The sequence below is a fragment of the Phyllobacterium sp. T2-21 genome (genome assembly GCF_055378485.1).
The window spans coordinates 776,084-792,135 of sequence record NZ_AP027912.1; the positions used below are offsets into that span (position 1 = coordinate 776,084).

Consider the following 16,052-nt stretch of genomic DNA (forward strand, 5'->3'; position numbering starts at 1 on the left):
CCGCTCGAAAAATTTTTAAAACATTGATATTTCCTGCGAGTTGGACCGAAATCGCGGATTTGCTCGCAAGAGAACGTGAATGGAAACGCAACATCCGTGCCAAAGAAGGTGGGTTTAGACCAAGGTATAGGTGCAGAGGCTCAATTTGCAGGTCAATCGTGCGTGGTTCGACAAGCTCACCATGAGGGATGTGGTTTGGCTGCAAGCCAATCGCCAGCGTTGCTAAATCTGGCTCCCTGCAATCCTCGCCCTCCCTCATGGTGAGCGTGTCGAACCACGCACGCGACAGCATGTCTACTTCTCACGCCGTCCGTTCGGGTGACATATGTCCGCAGCGAAAGGACGCCGTCATGGATCCGTTCATTCTGTCGAGAATACAATTCGCTGCGAATATCTCGTTCCATATCCTGTTCCCGACGATCACCATCGCGCTCGGCTGGGTGCTGTTGTATTTCAAGCTGCGCTATCGCCGGTCCAGCGACGAAGGCTGGATGAAGGCCTACCATTTCTGGGTCAAGGTTTTCGCCCTGTCCTTCGCTTTCGGCGTCGTGTCCGGCGTGACCATGAGCTTCCAGTTCGGCACCAACTGGCCGGGCTATATGCAAACGGTCGGCAATATCGCCGGGCCGCTGCTGGCCTATGAAATTCTCACCGCCTTCTTTCTCGAGGCGGCCTTCCTCGGCATCATGCTGTTCGGATTCCGCCGCGTGTCCAATCGCATCCACACGCTGGCAACCCTGCTTGTCGCCTTCGGCACGACGGTGTCGGCATTCTGGATCATTGCGTTGAATTCCTGGATGCAGACCCCCGATGGCTTCGAGATGCGCGGCGGCAAGGCCTTTGCCACCGATTGGGCCGCCATCATCTTCAACCCGTCCATGCCCTACCGGCTTGTGCACATGCTGCTGGCATCGGGGCTCACCGTATCCTTTCTGATCTCGGGCCTGTCCGCCCTGCGCTGGCTGCTGGGCGACCGCAGCGATGCCATGGGCAAAGCCCTGCGCACCGGCGTTTATCTCGCCGCGGTGCTCATCCCGGTGCAGATCGTCGCGGGCGAACAGCACGGGCTGAACACGCTGGCGCATCAGCCGCAGAAGATCGCGGCGATCGAAGCCAACTGGCAAACCCGCTCCCATGTGCCGCTGCTGCTGTTTGCCTTGCCTGACGAGACGACACGCGAAAATCGTGTCGAGGTCGCCGTGCCGGATGGTGCCAGCCTGATCCTGCGGCACGACGCTGCAGGTGCCGTGCCCGGCCTCGACCAGTTCGCGGGTAATCACCCGCCGGTTCTGCCGCTGTTTTTCGCCTTCCGCATCATGGTCGGCACCGGCATCCTGATGCTGCTGGTGTCGTGGACAGCCGCGTGGACGCTGTGGCGGCGCGGCACGCTCACGCGGCCGCTCGCGCTCGTGCTGGTGCCCATGGCGCTGTCCGGCTGGGTGGCAACGCTGGCCGGCTGGTACACGGCGGAGATCGGCCGCCAGCCCTGGCTGGTCAACGGCGTGCTCAAAGCGGCGGACGCACTCGGGCCGGTGCCCGCCGGTACGGTCGCCGCGTCGCTTGCTGCCTATCTCATCGTCTATGCCGTGCTGCTGCTGGCCTATGTCGGCGTGATCCTGCGGCTGACGGTCAAGGCTGCCCGCGAGGGTGACCGGCAGCCGGAACCCGGCGTCGAGGACCAGCCGCTGGGCCAGCCGGTGCGGGGGAGTTGATGATGCATTCTTTCACAACTCACCCCCCTCTGTCCTGCCGGACATCTCCCCCACAAGGGGGGAGATCACATCGACATCAACGCTTTTGCTTACTTTGCAATGTCTCAGAACTATTCGAAACAGCTGTGATAGCTGATCTCCCCCCTTGTGGGGGAGATGTCCGGCAGGACAGAGGGGGGTGTTCTGAAGCCATAGCCAAAATCAGACGCGGCATCATTCATGACCTTTGATCCCGCCATCATCCTTCCCTTGATTTTTGCCGGGCTGATGGGCCTGTCGATTCTGGTCTATGTCATCCTCGATGGTTTTGATCTCGGCGTCGGCATTCTTTTCGCCGCAACGGACGATGCGGAGCGCGACACGATGGTCGCGGCCATCGGCCCGTTCTGGGACGCCAATGAAACCTGGCTGGTCCTCGCCATCGGTCTGCTGCTGGTGGCCTTTCCCGCAGCGCACGGCATCGTGCTGCCGGCGCTGTATGTTCCCGTCACCGTCATGCTGATCAGCCTGATCCTGCGCGGTGTCGCCTTCGATTTTCGCGCCAAGGTTGACCTGCATGTGAAGCCGCGCTGGAATTTTGCCTTCGCCGCCGGCTCGATCACCGCTTCCCTGGCGCAGGGCTACATGCTCGGTGTCTATGTGCTGGGGCTTGACCAGTCAGCGGCCTGCATCCTGTTCGGCCTGCTGGTCGGTCTTTGCCTCACCGCGTCTTACGCCGCCATCGGCGCCGCATGGATCATCCACAAGACAGAGGGCGCCTTGCAGCACAAGGCCGTCCTCCTGATGCGCCGGTCGCTGGTTTTCGCCGCGCTCGGCATGGTTGCGGTTTCGCTGGCGACGCCCTTGGCCAGCCCGCGCATTTTCGCCAAATGGTTTGTGCTGCCGCAGATGATCCTGCTCGCGCCGCTGCCGCTGGTCACTGCCGCGCTCTTTGCTGCACTCTGGGCTGTGCTTGCCAGGCTGCCCGCCGCCAATGACCGCTATTCGGCGCTGCCATTCACGCTGATGGCGGGTATTTTCACCCTCGGCTTTGCCGGGCTCGCCTATTCCTTCTATCCCTATGTGGTGCCGGACCGGCTGACGATTTTCGCCGCCGCCAGCGCGCCGGAAAGCCTTGGCATCATCCTCGTCGGCGTCATCGTCGTGCTGCCCGCCATCGTCGGCTATTCCATCTTCGCCTACCGGGTGTTCGGCGGCAAGGCGCGCGACCTGCGCTAGGACTGACGCGAAAAGGTCAGCCGGTCGCGCTCGCGCTGGCTTCCCGCCACGTAGAACTTGTCGAACCACGCGGTGCTTTCGCCCGAGATCGCCTTGGGTTTCTTCAGGGTGATCTGCTTCGGCAGCGCGGCGATTTCCACCTGCATGCGGTTGCGGAAGTTCAGGTGGTCGAACATGCGCAGTGCCTCGATGGCAAAGGCCGTCGCCACCCGCTGATCCTCGATGATGACGAGATGATCGCCATTGCCGGTTTCCCCCGAAGGCGAGAAATTGCTCGATCCGGTGAACACCTTGGCCGTCGGCTTGTCGAAATCCACCACCGCGAACTTGTGGTGAATATTGATGCCGCTGCCGCCGGACCATTCGCTCTTGAACGGCTCCGGCGCGTTCTTGGCCAGATAGGCGAAATCGACAAGGCCGTTCTCGCCGCTCGGCTTCTGGATTTCCATCCCGCTCTTCTTGTCCACCACACCATAGCTGAACAGCGGCTTCTTGATCAGACGGTCCAGCGCCTCGCGCACCGGGCCGGATTTGGTCTGGTTCATGAAGGCGAAGGAATAGAACACCGAGGATGTCGCCTGGTCGATGGCGCCGCCCACCGGCCGCAGCGACAGTTCCGATGTCTTGTGCGGCGAGAAACAGACATGCACCGCCGGGCGGCCTTCGCGTTTCACCGAATGCCAGACTTTCGAAAACGGGTCTTTCTGGAAATTGGCCATGTCGGTGAAGGCCAGCGTGAACATCTGCGCGAACAGGCCCGCCACCGCCTCGTCGTCGAAGATGAACAGGTTGTTGGCCTGGATGTAAAAGCCGCGGAACGAAAAGTTCATGGAGCCGCCCAGCACCCGCACCGGCACGCCGTTGCGCTTGGCGATCAGCACCTTGTTGTGCTGCAGCCCGCGAAAATGCCCGCGTTTGACACGGTCCGCCCCGGCGCTGGCAACAAGCCGCGCCGCCGCCTGGCTTTCCGCACTTTCCGGCGCGCCATGCCCGCTTTTTAGTCCGCCGGTCTTCTTGTCCGCCACGCCGGAATCGTCGATGATCACCCGCAGGCGGCTGCCGAGCTTTTCCAGCTGTGCCAGAAAGTCCGGCTCATTCAGGTCGTAGGCCAGCGCGTCGACCTCGATGGTCGGGTCCTTCACCGCCCAGTCGAGGAAGCCGAACAGCAGCCGGTGCGCCTCGAACCCCAGCCAGTCGTAGATACCCGTCTTGGCGATTTCGGCTTTCCTGGCTGCAAAGGCGAGACCGTCATCCGCATTGGCGGGGATGATGTCATTGGTCAGGTGCAGCCGCTTCTTCTTGTCCTCGAAAGCCTGCGACGAGGCGAAGTTGCGGGTAAAACCGATATCGAGAAAGCCGTCATAGGTGACGCTGTCATAGCGGATCGGCAGCTCGATCATGGTGCCGCGCACCAGCTTGCCGTCCTGCGGCATGTGCATCTTGGTGATGCGGTAGGTGTAAATGCCGTCCTGCGGCTCATAGGGAAAATGCACCCAGCGGAACATCTGCAGCGGCGCTTCGGTGGTGGGGAACTTGACCCCGCCGGTCACCGCCTTCTTGGCCGGTTCGCCGTAATCGAAGGCGATGCGGTTGCGCAGGTTGAGGAATGTGTCGCCCTTCGGCTCTTTGTACTCCACCGCGAAACCGACAAAATCATCCTCCGGCGCATCTACGTCGAAGCCCAGCAGGCACATATACTCGCCCCGCCAGAGCTTGACCCGGAAACCATCCGTCTCCTTGAAATTGAAGAATTCGTCCATCATCACATCCCCGGTGTGTGGCGCAGGGGCAAAATATAGCACAGACGATGCAATCTTGTGACGGTCCGGGCGGGCGGATTGCATTTCCCGCTTTGCGTTTTGCCTGTTCACTGCTAAATCGCGCGCATGAGCACTCCACTTGACCACATCCGTAATTTTTCCATCGTCGCCCATATCGACCATGGCAAATCCACCCTTGCCGACCGCCTGATCCAGCAGACAGGCGGGCTTGAGCTGCGCGACATGAAGGAACAGGTGCTCGACTCGATGGATATCGAGCGCGAGCGCGGCATCACCATCAAGGCGCAGACCGTCCGGCTGAACTACAAGGCCAACAACGGCGAGACCTATGTTCTCAACCTGATCGACACGCCCGGCCACGTCGACTTTGCCTATGAGGTGTCGCGGTCCCTGTCGGCCTGCGAAGGTTCGCTGCTCGTCGTCGACGCCTCGCAGGGCGTCGAAGCGCAGACCCTCGCCAATGTCTATCAGGCCATCGACAACAACCACGAGATCGTCGTGGTGCTGAACAAGGTCGATCTGCCGGCCGCCGAACCCGAGCGCATCCGCGAACAGGTCGAGGAAGTCATCGGCATCGATGCCAGCCAGGCCGTGCTGATTTCCGCCAAGACAGGTCTCGGCATTCCCGATGTTCTGGAAGCCATCGTCAACCAGCTGCCGCCGCCGCGCGAAGGCGACCGCACCAAGCCGCTGAAGGCCATGCTGGTCGACAGCTGGTACGACAGCTATCTCGGCGTTATCGTTCTCGTGCGCATCATCGACGGCGTTTTGAAAAAGGGCCAGACCATCCGCATGATGGGCACCGGCGCCAAATATCCGGTCGAGCGCACCGGCGTGTTCACGCCGAAGATGCTGGCCGTTGACGAGCTTGGACCGGGCGAATTCGGCTTCATCACCGCCTCGATCAAGGAAGTCGCCGACACCCGCGTCGGCGATACCATCACCGAGGACAAGCGTCCGACCGATTCCATCCTGCCCGGTTTCAAGCCGGCGCAGCCGGTGGTCTTCTGCGGCCTCTTCCCGGTCGATGCCGCCGATTTCGAGGATCTGCGCGCCGCCATGGGCCGCCTGCGCCTCAACGACGCCTCGTTCTCCTTCGAAATGGAAAGCTCCGCCGCGCTGGGTTTCGGTTTCCGCTGCGGCTTCCTCGGGCTCCTGCATCTCGAAATCATCCAGGAACGGCTGGAGCGCGAGTTCAACCTCGATCTCATCGCCACCGCCCCGAGCGTCGTCTACAAGCTCAACATGACCGACGGCACGCAGAAGGAGTTGCACAACCCCGCTGACATGCCCGAGGTGATGAAGATCGCCACCATCGAGGAACCGTGGATCCGTGCGACGATCCTCACCCCCGATGATTATCTCGGCTCCATCCTGAAGCTCTGCCAGGACCGCCGCGGCATCCAGATCGATCTCAACTATGTCGGCAAGCGCGCCATGGTCACCTATGACCTGCCGCTCAACGAAGTCGTGTTCGATTTCTACGACCGGTTGAAGTCGATCAGCCAGGGCTATGCCTCCTTCGACTACCACCTTTCGGATTACCGCGAGGGCAACCTGGTCAAGATGTCGGTGCTGGTCAACGGCGAGCCGGTCGATGCGCTGTCGATGATGGTGCACCGCGCCGCCGCGGAAAAGCGCGGCCGCGACCTCTGCGAAAAGCTGAAGGACCTCATCCCCAAGCACATGTTCAAGATCCCGATCCAGGCGGCCATCGGCGGCACGGTGATCGCGCGTGAAACCATCTCGGCCCTGCGCAAGGACGTGACGGCAAAATGCTATGGCGGCGACGTCTCGCGCAAGCGCAAGCTTCTGGAAAAGCAGAAGGAAGGCAAGAAGCGCATGCGGCAGTTCGGCAAGGTCGAAATCCCGCAGGAAGCCTTCATCCAGGCGCTGAAGATGAGCGATAACTGAGGCTTGATGCAAGCCGGTTTTCCCCGCGCCCTGGCGCGGATGCTCGCCCTTTTTGGCATTCTGGCCTGTGCGGCCGCCTGCACCACGGTGCGGCCGCCCGTTCCGTCGGCGCCTGTCCTGCAGGCGGACAGGCCGGAACCGCTGCCGCCGGAGATCAAGCCGCTGACGGTCGAACAGGCCGAACAGGTGGGTCGCTGACCGCCTGATTATGTGCGCGGCTTGGCGGTGTTCAGCGCGACGGCGGCGCGGATGAGCGCCTTGAAGGCTTCCTCGTCGATGACATCGCCCTCGTGCAGGTCGATGGCGCGCCGGGCATTGCCCTCGAGGCTGGAGTTGAAAAGCTTTGCCGGGTCGGCGAGTGCCGCGCCCTTGAGAAAGGTCAGCTTCACCGCGCTCTTGTAGGTCTCGCCGGTGCAGATGATCCCGGCATGCTCCCAGACCGGCACCCCGCGCCACTTCACCTCTTCCACCACCTCGGGGTCCGCCTGTCTGATGAGCGCGCGCACATGCGCCAGCATCGGGCCGCGCCAGTCGCTGAGTTCTTTGATCCGCGCATCGATCAGCGCTGAGGGGTTTTCGGTCTTGGTTGTTACCGTCTTGTCCATCGTCTTGGCGTTTCCCTTTATGTCGACATACCACCCATGCGCATATTGCACTGCACAATCCGGGCGTGTGGATTTATCCTTGGGGTAACACTACATCGACACGGGTTACACACCAATGAGCTTCATCTTCGATTTCACCGCGCGCGGACGCCGCCGCAAGGACCAGGATTTCCGCAACGCCATGGCTCTCCTCAACGCCATGAGCCCGGCCGACCGCGCCGATATCGGCATCAAGCAGGCGGATTTCACCCGCATCGCCCGGGAAATGTCCCGCCGCTGAATTTGTTTGCGGCGGTCGCAGTTGCAATAAGCGTGGTTCTTGGTGCGTGGTTCGACAAGCTCACCATGAGGGAAGTGGGTGGACTGCAAAGCTAATCTTAGACGCTGCAGAATATAGCTCCCTGCAACCCTCACCCTCCCTCATGGTGAGCTTGTCGAACCACGCACCGCCATTATGCAATGGCCTCAGCCCCCGCCCGCATGGCGCTTGCTCGCCAGTGCCTCGACCATGATCGCGACGGTTTCCAGGTCATCCGGCGACAGCACCCCGATGGCCGCGCGGATGCGTTGCTGCGCAATCGGCTCGGCATCGGTCTCGTCTCCGAACGACAGCAATCTGTCCGGCGTCGTCTGCAGCACTTTTGCAATACGCACGACTGTCGCCAGATCAGGTTCACGCCTGCCGGTGACATAATTGCTGTAGCGCTTCTCGCTTAAGCCAGCGCGCCGCGCCACATCCGCCTGATGAATGCCAAGCTCTTTGGTTCGCAGGCGTAGATTCGATGCAAATGATTCCATGAGAACAATTTGTTCTGGCAAAAACCACAGGTCGATCTACAATGTGACGATTTAATATCGTCTATATGTGGACATTGCCATGTATTTTTCCAATTGTTTTGAATGGGTCATTTTCATCATCTGTCTTTCCCCGATCTGGGGCACGCTGCTTTTCCATGCATGGGAAGCATCGATCAAGCCGCGGCTGGTTCCGAGGGATGAAATCACTGACATGGCCGACGCACTTGTCGCCAGGCATGGCGCGTTTGCCGGGTATCAGGCCTGGATCGAGGAGGACTATGCGTGGCGGCGCGGCGACATGGTGCGGCAGGGCGTCTGGCGCCGTGTGCGGCGGGAGTTGCGGCGGCGGGGATGACACACCTAACGCTTGCATAGCCATTTTGCGTGGTTCGACAAGCTCACCATGAGGGATGTGGTTTGGTTGCAATGCCAATCGGCAGCGTTGCAGGACATACTCCCTGCAACCCTCACCCTCCCTCATGGTGAGCTTGTCGAACCACGCAGGATGGGATTGCAGCATCACACCCGGGTGAACCGCATCATCCAGTTGGTTTCCCAAGTTTCGCCGCCATCGCGGGAAAACGCCTGTTCCCAGCATGGGGTGTGCTGGCAGGGTTCCCAGAGGAACCGCACGCGCACTGGCCTGCCGTCGTCGGTGTCGTCGCCGTAGAACAGGCCTTCATCCTGGTCGAACCGGCCGATAACAGGCGCAAACAGGCGGTTGCTCCGGCTGTCCGCCCAGTGCAGCGACCACGAGCCGTCGCGCGGGTTGAACAGGCGCAGCGTGATCCCGGCAAAGCCCTTGGCCGGAATGTCCATCTCTTCCAGATTGGCCGTGTCCTGCAGCAGTTTGCGCACGCGCGACGTGGCGGGAAATTCATCCCAGTCGTCGCAACCGGCAAACCGCCGTTTCAGCCGCAGATTGCGGATGGTCCAGTCGCCGATGAGAAAATCGAAATCCGCCGCGCTGCCGGTCGTCTGTTCCGTGTTGTCCATGATGCCCTCCCTCGCGCCTGTCTGCCGGGCGCGCGGTATAGCGCAGGGCTGCTGACAACCTTCTGTCAGGAGCAACCGTTGCCACGCCCGCTTTTGCGTCTGGCCGTTGAAAGAGGAGAATGACGGGCGGTCCGTGGAACGCGGGTCTAGGGTAGTCCGTATGCAATGCTTGCGATCCAAGGACCACCCGCCCCGACGTTTTCAAGTTTTTGCCCAATGGGTCCACCACCGGGCCAAACCTCCCCGGCCGCACAGGTTTTCCTCCCTGCAGGGCCGAAGCGCCGATCCTTTCCCGACTTTCGAAGGTTTCCGGAAGCATTCCCGCCGGAAAGGACACGAGAAGGATAAGCGCGGATGGGAGAACGTGGATAAGTTGGCGTGATTTTTTTGATGAGGAATGGATTGCATGTCTGTTGTGCGTGGTTCGACAGGCTCACCATGAGGGAATCCAGTGCTCTGCAAAATGCAGCCTCCCTCATGGTGAGCCTGTCGAACCACGCACCACCCCGTTGCGATTGAACATTCAACACAACAGCTTACATCCCGATGCGGAAATGCTAAGAAGCTCGGCATGACAACGAAACCGCGCATCACCATCCTTTACTGCACCCAATGCAGCTGGCTCCTCCGCTCCGCCTGGATGGCGCAGGAACTGCTGTCCACCTTTGGCGCCGATCTCGGCGAGGTGGCTTTGATCCCCGGCACCGGCGGCGTGTTCGAAATCCGCGTCGAGGGCGACCTGATCTGGGAGCGCAAGCGCGATGGCGGTTTCCCCGAAGCCAAGGTGCTCAAGCAGAAGGTGCGCGACATCGTCTGGCCCGAGCGTGATCTCGGCCATTCCGACGGGCACAAGACCGCTATCGCCGGCGAGGCGCTTAAGGACGGGGCAGACAATGGGGTCCCCGCCAGCAACGAGCGGAGCGAGGCGCTTAAGGGCGGGGCAGACAGTTGAGTAAGCCCGAGATTACCACATCAAGGCTGGACGATGCGGCGCGGGCCGGCTGGCTCTATTATGTCGCCGGCAACACCCAGGACGAGATCGCCGCCAAGCTCGGTATTTCGCGCCAGTCGGCGCAGCGCATGGTGTCGCTGGCCGTGTCGGAGGGGCTGGTCAAGGTGCGCCTCGACCATCCCATCGCCCACTGTCTTGACCTCGCGGCGCAGCTGAAAAAGCGCTTCGGCCTCAAGATGGTGGAAGTGGTGCCGACCGATCCGGGCTCGACCTCGACCACGCTCGGCGTGGCCGATGCGGCGGCGGATGAAATGACCCGCTGGCTGAAGTCGGAAGCGCCGATCGTCCTCGGCATCGGCACGGGACGCACGCTGAAAGCGGCCATCGAACGGCTGTCACCCATTGAGTGTCCCCAACATAAGGTTGTATCGCTGACCGGCAATATTTCGCCGGATGGTTCAGCCGCGTATTACAACGTCATTTTCAATATCGCCGACAAGATCAAGGCGCGCTCCTTCCCAATGCCGCTGCCTGTTATCGCCTCCTCGCCGGAGGAGCGCGAGCTGCTGCACGCGCAGGCGATGATCCGTCCGGTGCTGGAATTGTCGGCGCAGGCCAATGTCGCCTTTCTCGGCATCGGCGACCTTGAGGATGACGCGCCGCTGTTCGTTGACGGCTTCATTTCGCGCGATGAACTCCTGGCTTTGCGCCGGGCGGGTGCGGTGTGCGAGATCGTCGGGCGGGCGTTCGACCGCAATGGCGTGCCCATCGAGGGCCTCACCAATGATCGTGTCGCCAGTGCGCATATTCCCTCGCGCGAGACCGCGACGGTGATCGCCATCGCCATGGGCGCCAAGAAGCTGCCTGGTATTGTCGCGGCGATTAAAGGCTGTCTTATCAATGGCTTGATCACGGACGAACAGACCGCCGAAGCACTCCTCCGTCCCGCCTGATTTCCACCGTTTTGCTGGAAGCGAAGGTTCGATGCTGCAGCGCAGCATCGATTGCCTCTTGACTTGTTTCGGGATTGTGTGAGTATTTGCCCATAAGACAAGCAATTGCTCATAACATTCACGGGAGGAATGAGATGTTAACGAGAACGCTTCTGCTCGGCGCTGCGTCAGTTCTGGCCATGGCGAGTTTCGCCAATGCCGAAACGCTGACCATTGCCACGGTCAACAATGGCGACATGGTTCGCATGCAGAAATTGACCGACGACTTCACCAAGAAAAATCCCGACATCAAGCTGGAATGGGTCACGCTCGAAGAAAACGTGCTGCGCCAGCGTGTCACCACCGATATCGCCACCAAGGGCGGCCAGTATGACATCATGACCATCGGCACCTATGAAGTGCCGATCTGGGCCAAGCAGGGCTGGCTCTTGCCGCTCGACGGCCTTGCCAAGGATTACAGCAAGGACGACCTCCTGCCGGCGATCCGCGATGCGGTTTCGGTGGATGGCAAGCTCTATGCCTCGCCGTTCTACGGCGAAAGCGCCATGGTCATGTACCGCAAGGACCTGGCCGAGAAGGCCGGTGTGACCATTCCGGAAAAGCCGACCTGGGACCAGATCGCCGAAGCGGCGAAGAAGATGACCGACAAATCAACCGAGACCTACGGCATCTGTCTGCGCGGCAAGGCCGGCTGGGGCGAGAACATGGCGCTGCTGACGGCAACCGCCAATTCGTTCGGCGCGCGCTGGTTCGATGAAAAGTGGCATCCGCAGTTCGACCAGCCGGAATGGAAGCATGCGCTGAAGTTCTATGTCGACCTGATGAAGGAAGCCGGACCTCCCGGTGCATCCTCCAACGGCTTCAATGAAAACCTCGCGCTGTTCCAGACCGGCAAGTGCGGCATCTGGATCGATGCGACGGTGGCCGCGTCCTTCGTGACCAACCCGAAGGAATCCAAGGTTGCCGACAAGGTGGGCTATGCGCTCTTCCCGACCGGCGGCGTTGAAAACCACGGCAACTGGCTGTGGGCCTGGAACCTCGGCGTTCCCGCCGGCACCAAGAAGGCGGAAGCCGCGCAGAAGTTCATCTCCTGGGCGACCGACAAGGCCTATACGGAACTCGTCGCATCCAAGGAAGGCTGGGCCAACGTTCCTCCGGGCACGCGCACCTCGCTCTATGCCAATGCCGAGTATCAGAAGGCCGCGCCTTTCGCCAAGATCACGCTCGACGCGATGACCGCCGCGAACACCAGCAAGCCGACAATCAAGCCGGTGCCCTATACGGGCGGCCAGTTCGTCGCCATCCCTGAATTCCAGGGCATCGGCACCGCCGTGGGCCAGCAGTTCTCCGCTGCGCTCGCCGGTTCGATGAGTGTCGACCAGGCCCTGCAGGGTGCCCAGGCGCTGACCACCCGCGAGATGACAAAGGGCGGCTACATCAAGTAGAATCCTCCTGGCTCCGGACGGCTTCCGACGCGAATGTCGGATGCCGCCCGGGCCTCCTTTTGCATTATCGTTTTTGATAATTATCGTATCGGAACCTGACCATGGCTACGCTTCAGACACGTGCAACGGCCCGTATCATGATGTCGCCCGCCGTCATCCTGCTCTTCCTGTGGATGATCGTGCCGCTTGTCATGACGCTGTACTTCTCGTTCCTGCGCTACAACTTGCTGATGCCGGGGACCGAGGAATATATCGGCTTTCTCAACTACCAGTATTTTCTGACCGATCCCGCCTTCTTCACCGCGCTTGCCAATACGCTCATTCTGGTTGGCGGGACGCTGCTCATCACCGTCATCGGCGGCATTCTTCTGGCGCTGGTGCTGGATCAGCCGTTCTTCGGCCAGGGCATCGTGCGGCTCCTGGTCATCGCGCCGTTCTTCGTCATGCCGACGGTATCGGCGCTGGTGTGGAAGAACATGCTGATGCATCCGGTCAACGGCCTGTTCGCCTGGATTGCCCGCCTGTTCGGCTTCCAGCCGATCGACTGGTTCGCGCAGATGCCGCTGTTTTCGATCATCCTGATCGTCGCCTGGCAATGGCTGCCCTTCGCCACGCTCATTCTTTTGACCGCCCTGCAATCGCTGGACGGCGAGCAGAAGGAGGCCGCCGAAATGGACGGCGCCGGGGCGATCTCGCGCTTCATCTATCTGGTGCTGCCGCATCTGTCGCGGGCGATCACCGTGGTCATCCTGATCCAGACGATCTTCCTGCTCAGCGTCTTCGCCGAGATTCTGGTGACGACCAATGGCGGACCGGGCATCCAGACGACCAACATCACCTATCTCATCTACATGCAGGCATTGCTGCAGTTCGACGTGGGCGGCGCATCCGCCGGCGGTATCGTCGCGGTGGTCCTTGCCAATATCGTCGCCTTCTTCCTCATTCGCCTCATCGGCAAAAATTTAGAGAGGTAGGATCATGGCCCGCGCAACCACGACACGCAGCAAAGTCATCTTCACCGTCATCGGCTGGACCATCGGTTTCCTGATCTTCTTTCCGATCCTGTGGACGTTCCTCACTAGCTTCAAGTCGGAGGGAGCCGCGGTGGCAACGCCGCCGCAGTTCCTGTTCTTTGACTGGACGCTGGAAAATTACCGCGAGGTGCAGAGCCGCTCCGACTACTTCAAGCATTTCACCAATTCCGTGGTGATTTCGGTGGGCTCCACCCTGATCGGCCTGGTGCTGGCCGTTCCCGCCGCCTGGGCCATGGCCTTCTCGCCGACCAAGCGCACCAAGGACATCCTGATGTGGATGCTCTCCACCAAGATGATGCCCGCGGTCGGCGTGCTGGTGCCGCTCTATCTGATCTTCCGTGACTGGGGCCTGCTCGACACGCGTCTCGGCCTTGTCGCCGTCCTGACCATGATCAACCTGCCGATCATCGTCTGGATGCTCTACACCTATTTCAAGGAAATCCCCGGCGAGATTCTGGAAGCGGCGCGCATGGATGGCGCGTCGCTGATGAAGGAGATCGTCTATGTGCTGACGCCCATGGCCGTCCCCGGCATCGCGTCGACCATGCTGCTCAACATCATCCTGGCATGGAACGAGGCTTTCTGGACACTGAACCTGACCGCCGCCAACGCCGCGCCGCTCACCGCCTTTATCGCATCCTACTCAAGTCCCGAGGGCTTGTTCTGGGCCAAACTCTCCGCCGCATCCACCATGGCCATTGCGCCCATCCTGATCATGGGGTGGTTCTCGCAGAAGCAGCTGGTGCGCGGCCTGACCTTCGGCGCAGTGAAATAGGTTTCAGCCTTTGGCGCAGCCAAAAGAGATGGGAAGAATATTATGGGAAGCATTACACTCGAAAAAGTATCCAAGTCATTTGGAACCACCTCGGTCATTCCGCACATCGATCTTGAAATCAACGATGGCGAGTTCGTCGTGTTTGTCGGCCCGTCGGGCTGCGGCAAGTCCACGCTGCTGCGCATGATCGCCGGTCTCGAGGACCTGAGCGGCGGGCGCATCATCATCGACGGCAAGGACATGTCGAGCGAAGCGCCGGCCAAGCGCGGCCTGTCCATGGTCTTTCAGTCCTATGCGCTCTACCCGCATATGACCGTCTACGGCAACATCGCCTTTCCCCTGAAGATGGACGGACAGGAAAAATCCGTTATCGACAAGAAGGTCAAGGACGCCGCGCATATCCTCAACCTCACCAACTATCTCGACCGGCGTCCGGGCCAGCTCTCCGGCGGCCAGCGCCAGCGCGTTGCCATCGGCCGGGCGATTGTTCGCCAGCCGAAGGCGTTCCTCTTCGACGAACCGCTGTCCAACCTGGATGCGGCGCTGCGCGGCAATATGCGGCTGGAGATCAGCGACCTGCACCATCAGCTGAAGACGACGATGATCTACGTCACCCACGACCAGGTGGAGGCCATGACCATGGCTGACAAGATCGTCGTGCTGAATGCCGGGCGCATCGAACAGGTGGGCTCGCCCATGGAACTCTACCGCAGCCCGAAGAACGTGTTTGTCGCCGGGTTCATCGGCTCGCCGCGCATGAACCTCATCGAAGGTGCGGAAGCCGCCAAGCACAATGCGACGACCCTTGGCGTCCGCCCGGAACATATCCGCATTTCCGCAACGGAAGGTGCCTGGACGGGCAAGGTTGGCGTGACCGAACATCTCGGTTCCGACACCTTCATCCATACCCAGATCGACGGCATCGGTCAGGTGACCGTGCGCACCGACGGGGATTTTGACTCTCAACACGGCCAGCCGATTTTCCTCACGCCGGATCCGGCGCGGCTGCATCGATTTGGCGCGGACGGACAGGTGATTTGACATGAGCAGACTGGCAGGCAAGACGGCATTCATTACGGGATCGGCACGCGGCATCGGCCGGGCCTTTGCGGAGGCCTATCTCAAGGAAGGCGCCGCCCATGTGGTGATTGCCGATATCGATCTGGCGCGCGCGCAGCAGACCGCGACGGAACTCGGCAAGGGCGCGCATGCGGTCAAGCTGGATGTGACGGACCAGGCTTCCATCGACGCCGCCGTCAAGGAGACGGTCGATCTGTTCGGCGGCATCGACATCCTCGTCAACAATGCGGCGCTGTTCGATATGTCGCCGACTGTCGAGATCACCCGCGCCAGCTATGAAAAACTGTTCGCCGTGAATTTTTCCGGCACGCTGTTCACGTTGCAGGCCGTGGCCAAAACCATGATCGCACGCGGCAAGGGCGGCAAGATCATCAACATGGCGAGCCAGGCCGGCCGCCGGGGTGAAGCGCTGGTCGCCATCTATTGCGCTACCAAGGCCGCCGTGATCAGCCTGACCCAGTCCACGGGCCAGGACCTGATCAAGCACAGGATCAATGTCAATGCGATTGCACCGGGTGTTGTCGATGGCGAGCACTGGGCCGGGGTCGACGCGCTCTTTGCCAAATACGAGAACCGGCCGCTCGGCGAGAAGAAGCGTCTGGTCGGCGAGGCGGTTCCCTATGGCCGCATGGGCACGGCGGAAGATCTGACCGGCATGGCGGTTTTCCTCGCCAGCAGCGACAGCGATTACGTGGTGGCGCAGACATACAATGTCGATGGCGGCAACTGGATGAGCTGAGCGAAAGCCCGGCTCCTGCTGCGCCCTGAACACGGGCGCAGACGCAGCTT

The 16,052-nt window shown here is 61.0% G+C and carries 16 protein-coding genes and 1 pseudogene; 13 read left to right on the top strand and 4 right to left on the bottom strand.

From position 1 onward, the window contains the following. The first annotated feature begins 350 nt into the window (after positions 1-350). Positions 351-1,712, top strand: coding sequence for a cytochrome ubiquinol oxidase subunit I (locus tag ACZ5FP_RS03900; RefSeq protein ID WP_464662248.1), 1,362 nt, complete (start codon positions 351-353; stop codon positions 1,710-1,712). A 219-nt stretch (positions 1,713-1,931) separates the two neighbouring features. Beyond that, a complete protein-coding gene (locus ACZ5FP_RS03905) occupies positions 1,932-2,930 on the top strand; it encodes a cytochrome d ubiquinol oxidase subunit II (RefSeq protein ID WP_464662249.1) in 999 nt (332 codons plus the stop codon). Here ACZ5FP_RS03905 and ACZ5FP_RS03910 read toward each other — a convergent pair. Further along, complete coding sequence (locus ACZ5FP_RS03910; RefSeq protein ID WP_464662251.1) at positions 2,927-4,693, bottom strand: phospholipase D-like domain-containing protein; 1,767 nt, start codon at positions 4,691-4,693, stop codon at positions 2,927-2,929. The genes ACZ5FP_RS03905 and ACZ5FP_RS03910 overlap by 4 nt on opposite strands. 123 nt (positions 4,694-4,816) lie before the next feature. On the opposite strand from ACZ5FP_RS03910, the gene lepA reads away from it, so the two are divergent. Together lepA and ACZ5FP_RS03920 are read left to right on the top strand one after the other, a co-directional pair. After that, positions 4,817-6,625, top strand: a complete 1,809-nt coding sequence (lepA, locus tag ACZ5FP_RS03915) for a translation elongation factor 4 (protein ID WP_223612298.1) — start codon at positions 4,817-4,819, stop codon at positions 6,623-6,625. A 6-nt stretch (positions 6,626-6,631) separates the two neighbouring features. After that, positions 6,632-6,823, top strand: coding sequence for a hypothetical protein (locus tag ACZ5FP_RS03920; RefSeq protein ID WP_346307216.1), 192 nt, complete (start codon positions 6,632-6,634; stop codon positions 6,821-6,823). An 8-nt stretch (positions 6,824-6,831) separates the two neighbouring features. On the opposite strand, the gene ACZ5FP_RS03925 is transcribed toward ACZ5FP_RS03920, so the two are convergent. Continuing rightward, entirely contained in the window at positions 6,832-7,230 is a 399-nt protein-coding gene (locus tag ACZ5FP_RS03925) for a DUF1801 domain-containing protein (RefSeq protein WP_464662254.1), read from the bottom strand. 115 nt (positions 7,231-7,345) lie between these two features. Here ACZ5FP_RS03925 and ACZ5FP_RS03930 point away from each other — a divergent pair, with 115 nt between their 5' ends. Next, positions 7,346-7,510 carry a hypothetical protein gene (locus ACZ5FP_RS03930; protein WP_223612295.1) on the top strand — a complete coding sequence of 55 codons (165 nt, stop codon included), beginning with the start codon at positions 7,346-7,348 and terminating at the stop codon, positions 7,508-7,510. 185 nt (positions 7,511-7,695) lie between these two features. Here ACZ5FP_RS03930 and ACZ5FP_RS03935 read toward each other — a convergent pair whose 3' ends face one another. Then, positions 7,696-8,028: a helix-turn-helix domain-containing protein gene (locus tag ACZ5FP_RS03935; protein WP_223612294.1), complete on the bottom strand. Its 333-nt coding sequence runs from the start codon at positions 8,026-8,028 to the stop codon at positions 7,696-7,698. A 79-nt stretch (positions 8,029-8,107) separates the two neighbouring features. On the opposite strand from ACZ5FP_RS03935, the gene ACZ5FP_RS03940 reads away from it, so the two are divergent. Continuing rightward, entirely contained in the window at positions 8,108-8,383 is a 276-nt protein-coding gene (locus tag ACZ5FP_RS03940; protein ID WP_464662256.1) for a hypothetical protein, read from the top strand. Positions 8,384-8,547: 164 nt separating this feature from the next. On the opposite strand, the gene ACZ5FP_RS03945 is transcribed toward ACZ5FP_RS03940, so the two are convergent. Next, positions 8,548-9,024 carry a hypothetical protein gene (locus ACZ5FP_RS03945; protein WP_464662257.1) on the bottom strand — a complete coding sequence of 159 codons (477 nt, stop codon included), beginning with the start codon at positions 9,022-9,024 and terminating at the stop codon, positions 8,548-8,550. A gap of 571 nt (positions 9,025-9,595) precedes the next feature. On the opposite strand from ACZ5FP_RS03945, the pseudogene ACZ5FP_RS03950 reads away from it, so the two are divergent. The 7 genes and pseudogenes from ACZ5FP_RS03950 to ACZ5FP_RS03980 form a co-directional block, all read left to right on the top strand. Next, positions 9,596-9,868, top strand: a pseudogene (locus tag ACZ5FP_RS03950) (Rdx family protein); the annotation flags it as partial. Between the two features lie 104 nt (positions 9,869-9,972). Then, a complete protein-coding gene (locus tag ACZ5FP_RS03955; protein WP_464662259.1) occupies positions 9,973-10,929 on the top strand; it encodes a sugar-binding transcriptional regulator in 957 nt (318 codons plus the stop codon). A 134-nt stretch (positions 10,930-11,063) separates the two neighbouring features. Beyond that, complete coding sequence (locus ACZ5FP_RS03960) at positions 11,064-12,374, top strand: ABC transporter substrate-binding protein (RefSeq protein ID WP_223612290.1); 1,311 nt, start codon at positions 11,064-11,066, stop codon at positions 12,372-12,374. Between the two features lie 101 nt (positions 12,375-12,475). Beyond that, entirely contained in the window at positions 12,476-13,348 is an 873-nt protein-coding gene (locus tag ACZ5FP_RS03965; protein WP_105738108.1) for a carbohydrate ABC transporter permease, read from the top strand. Between the two features lie 4 nt (positions 13,349-13,352). Further along, positions 13,353-14,183 (top strand): carbohydrate ABC transporter permease, encoded by an 831-nt coding sequence (locus ACZ5FP_RS03970; RefSeq protein ID WP_464662262.1) that lies wholly within the window; start codon positions 13,353-13,355, stop codon positions 14,181-14,183. 42 nt (positions 14,184-14,225) lie between these two features. After that, positions 14,226-15,224 (top strand): ABC transporter ATP-binding protein, encoded by a 999-nt coding sequence (locus tag ACZ5FP_RS03975; RefSeq protein WP_464662263.1) that lies wholly within the window; start codon positions 14,226-14,228, stop codon positions 15,222-15,224. Between the two features lies 1 nt (position 15,225). Further along, on the top strand, positions 15,226-16,002 hold the full coding sequence (locus ACZ5FP_RS03980; RefSeq protein WP_288192593.1) for an L-iditol 2-dehydrogenase: 777 nt from the start codon (positions 15,226-15,228) through the stop codon (positions 16,000-16,002). Positions 16,003-16,052: the final 50 nt, after the last annotated feature.

Coding starts and splice junctions, on each gene's coding strand:
- lepA (WP_223612298.1), top strand. CDS start 4,817: ATGAGCACTCCACTTGACCACATCCGTAATTTTTCCATCGTCGCCCAT.
- ACZ5FP_RS03930 (WP_223612295.1), top strand. CDS start 7,346: ATGAGCTTCATCTTCGATTTCACCGCGCGCGGACGCCGCCGCAAGGAC.
- ACZ5FP_RS03965 (WP_105738108.1), top strand. CDS start 12,476: ATGGCTACGCTTCAGACACGTGCAACGGCCCGTATCATGATGTCGCCC.
- ACZ5FP_RS03975 (WP_464662263.1), top strand. CDS start 14,226: ATGGGAAGCATTACACTCGAAAAAGTATCCAAGTCATTTGGAACCACC.
- ACZ5FP_RS03940 (WP_464662256.1), top strand. CDS start 8,108: ATGTATTTTTCCAATTGTTTTGAATGGGTCATTTTCATCATCTGTCTT.
- ACZ5FP_RS03920 (WP_346307216.1), top strand. CDS start 6,632: ATGCAAGCCGGTTTTCCCCGCGCCCTGGCGCGGATGCTCGCCCTTTTT.
- ACZ5FP_RS03970 (WP_464662262.1), top strand. CDS start 13,353: ATGGCCCGCGCAACCACGACACGCAGCAAAGTCATCTTCACCGTCATC.
- ACZ5FP_RS03900 (WP_464662248.1), top strand. CDS start 351: ATGGATCCGTTCATTCTGTCGAGAATACAATTCGCTGCGAATATCTCG.
- ACZ5FP_RS03925 (WP_464662254.1), bottom strand. CDS start 7,230: ATGGACAAGACGGTAACAACCAAGACCGAAAACCCCTCAGCGCTGATC.
- ACZ5FP_RS03945 (WP_464662257.1), bottom strand. CDS start 9,024: ATGGACAACACGGAACAGACGACCGGCAGCGCGGCGGATTTCGATTTT.
- ACZ5FP_RS03935 (WP_223612294.1), bottom strand. CDS start 8,028: ATGGAATCATTTGCATCGAATCTACGCCTGCGAACCAAAGAGCTTGGC.
- ACZ5FP_RS03960 (WP_223612290.1), top strand. CDS start 11,064: ATGTTAACGAGAACGCTTCTGCTCGGCGCTGCGTCAGTTCTGGCCATG.
- ACZ5FP_RS03905 (WP_464662249.1), top strand. CDS start 1,932: ATGACCTTTGATCCCGCCATCATCCTTCCCTTGATTTTTGCCGGGCTG.
- ACZ5FP_RS03980 (WP_288192593.1), top strand. CDS start 15,226: ATGAGCAGACTGGCAGGCAAGACGGCATTCATTACGGGATCGGCACGC.
- ACZ5FP_RS03910 (WP_464662251.1), bottom strand. CDS start 4,693: ATGATGGACGAATTCTTCAATTTCAAGGAGACGGATGGTTTCCGGGTC.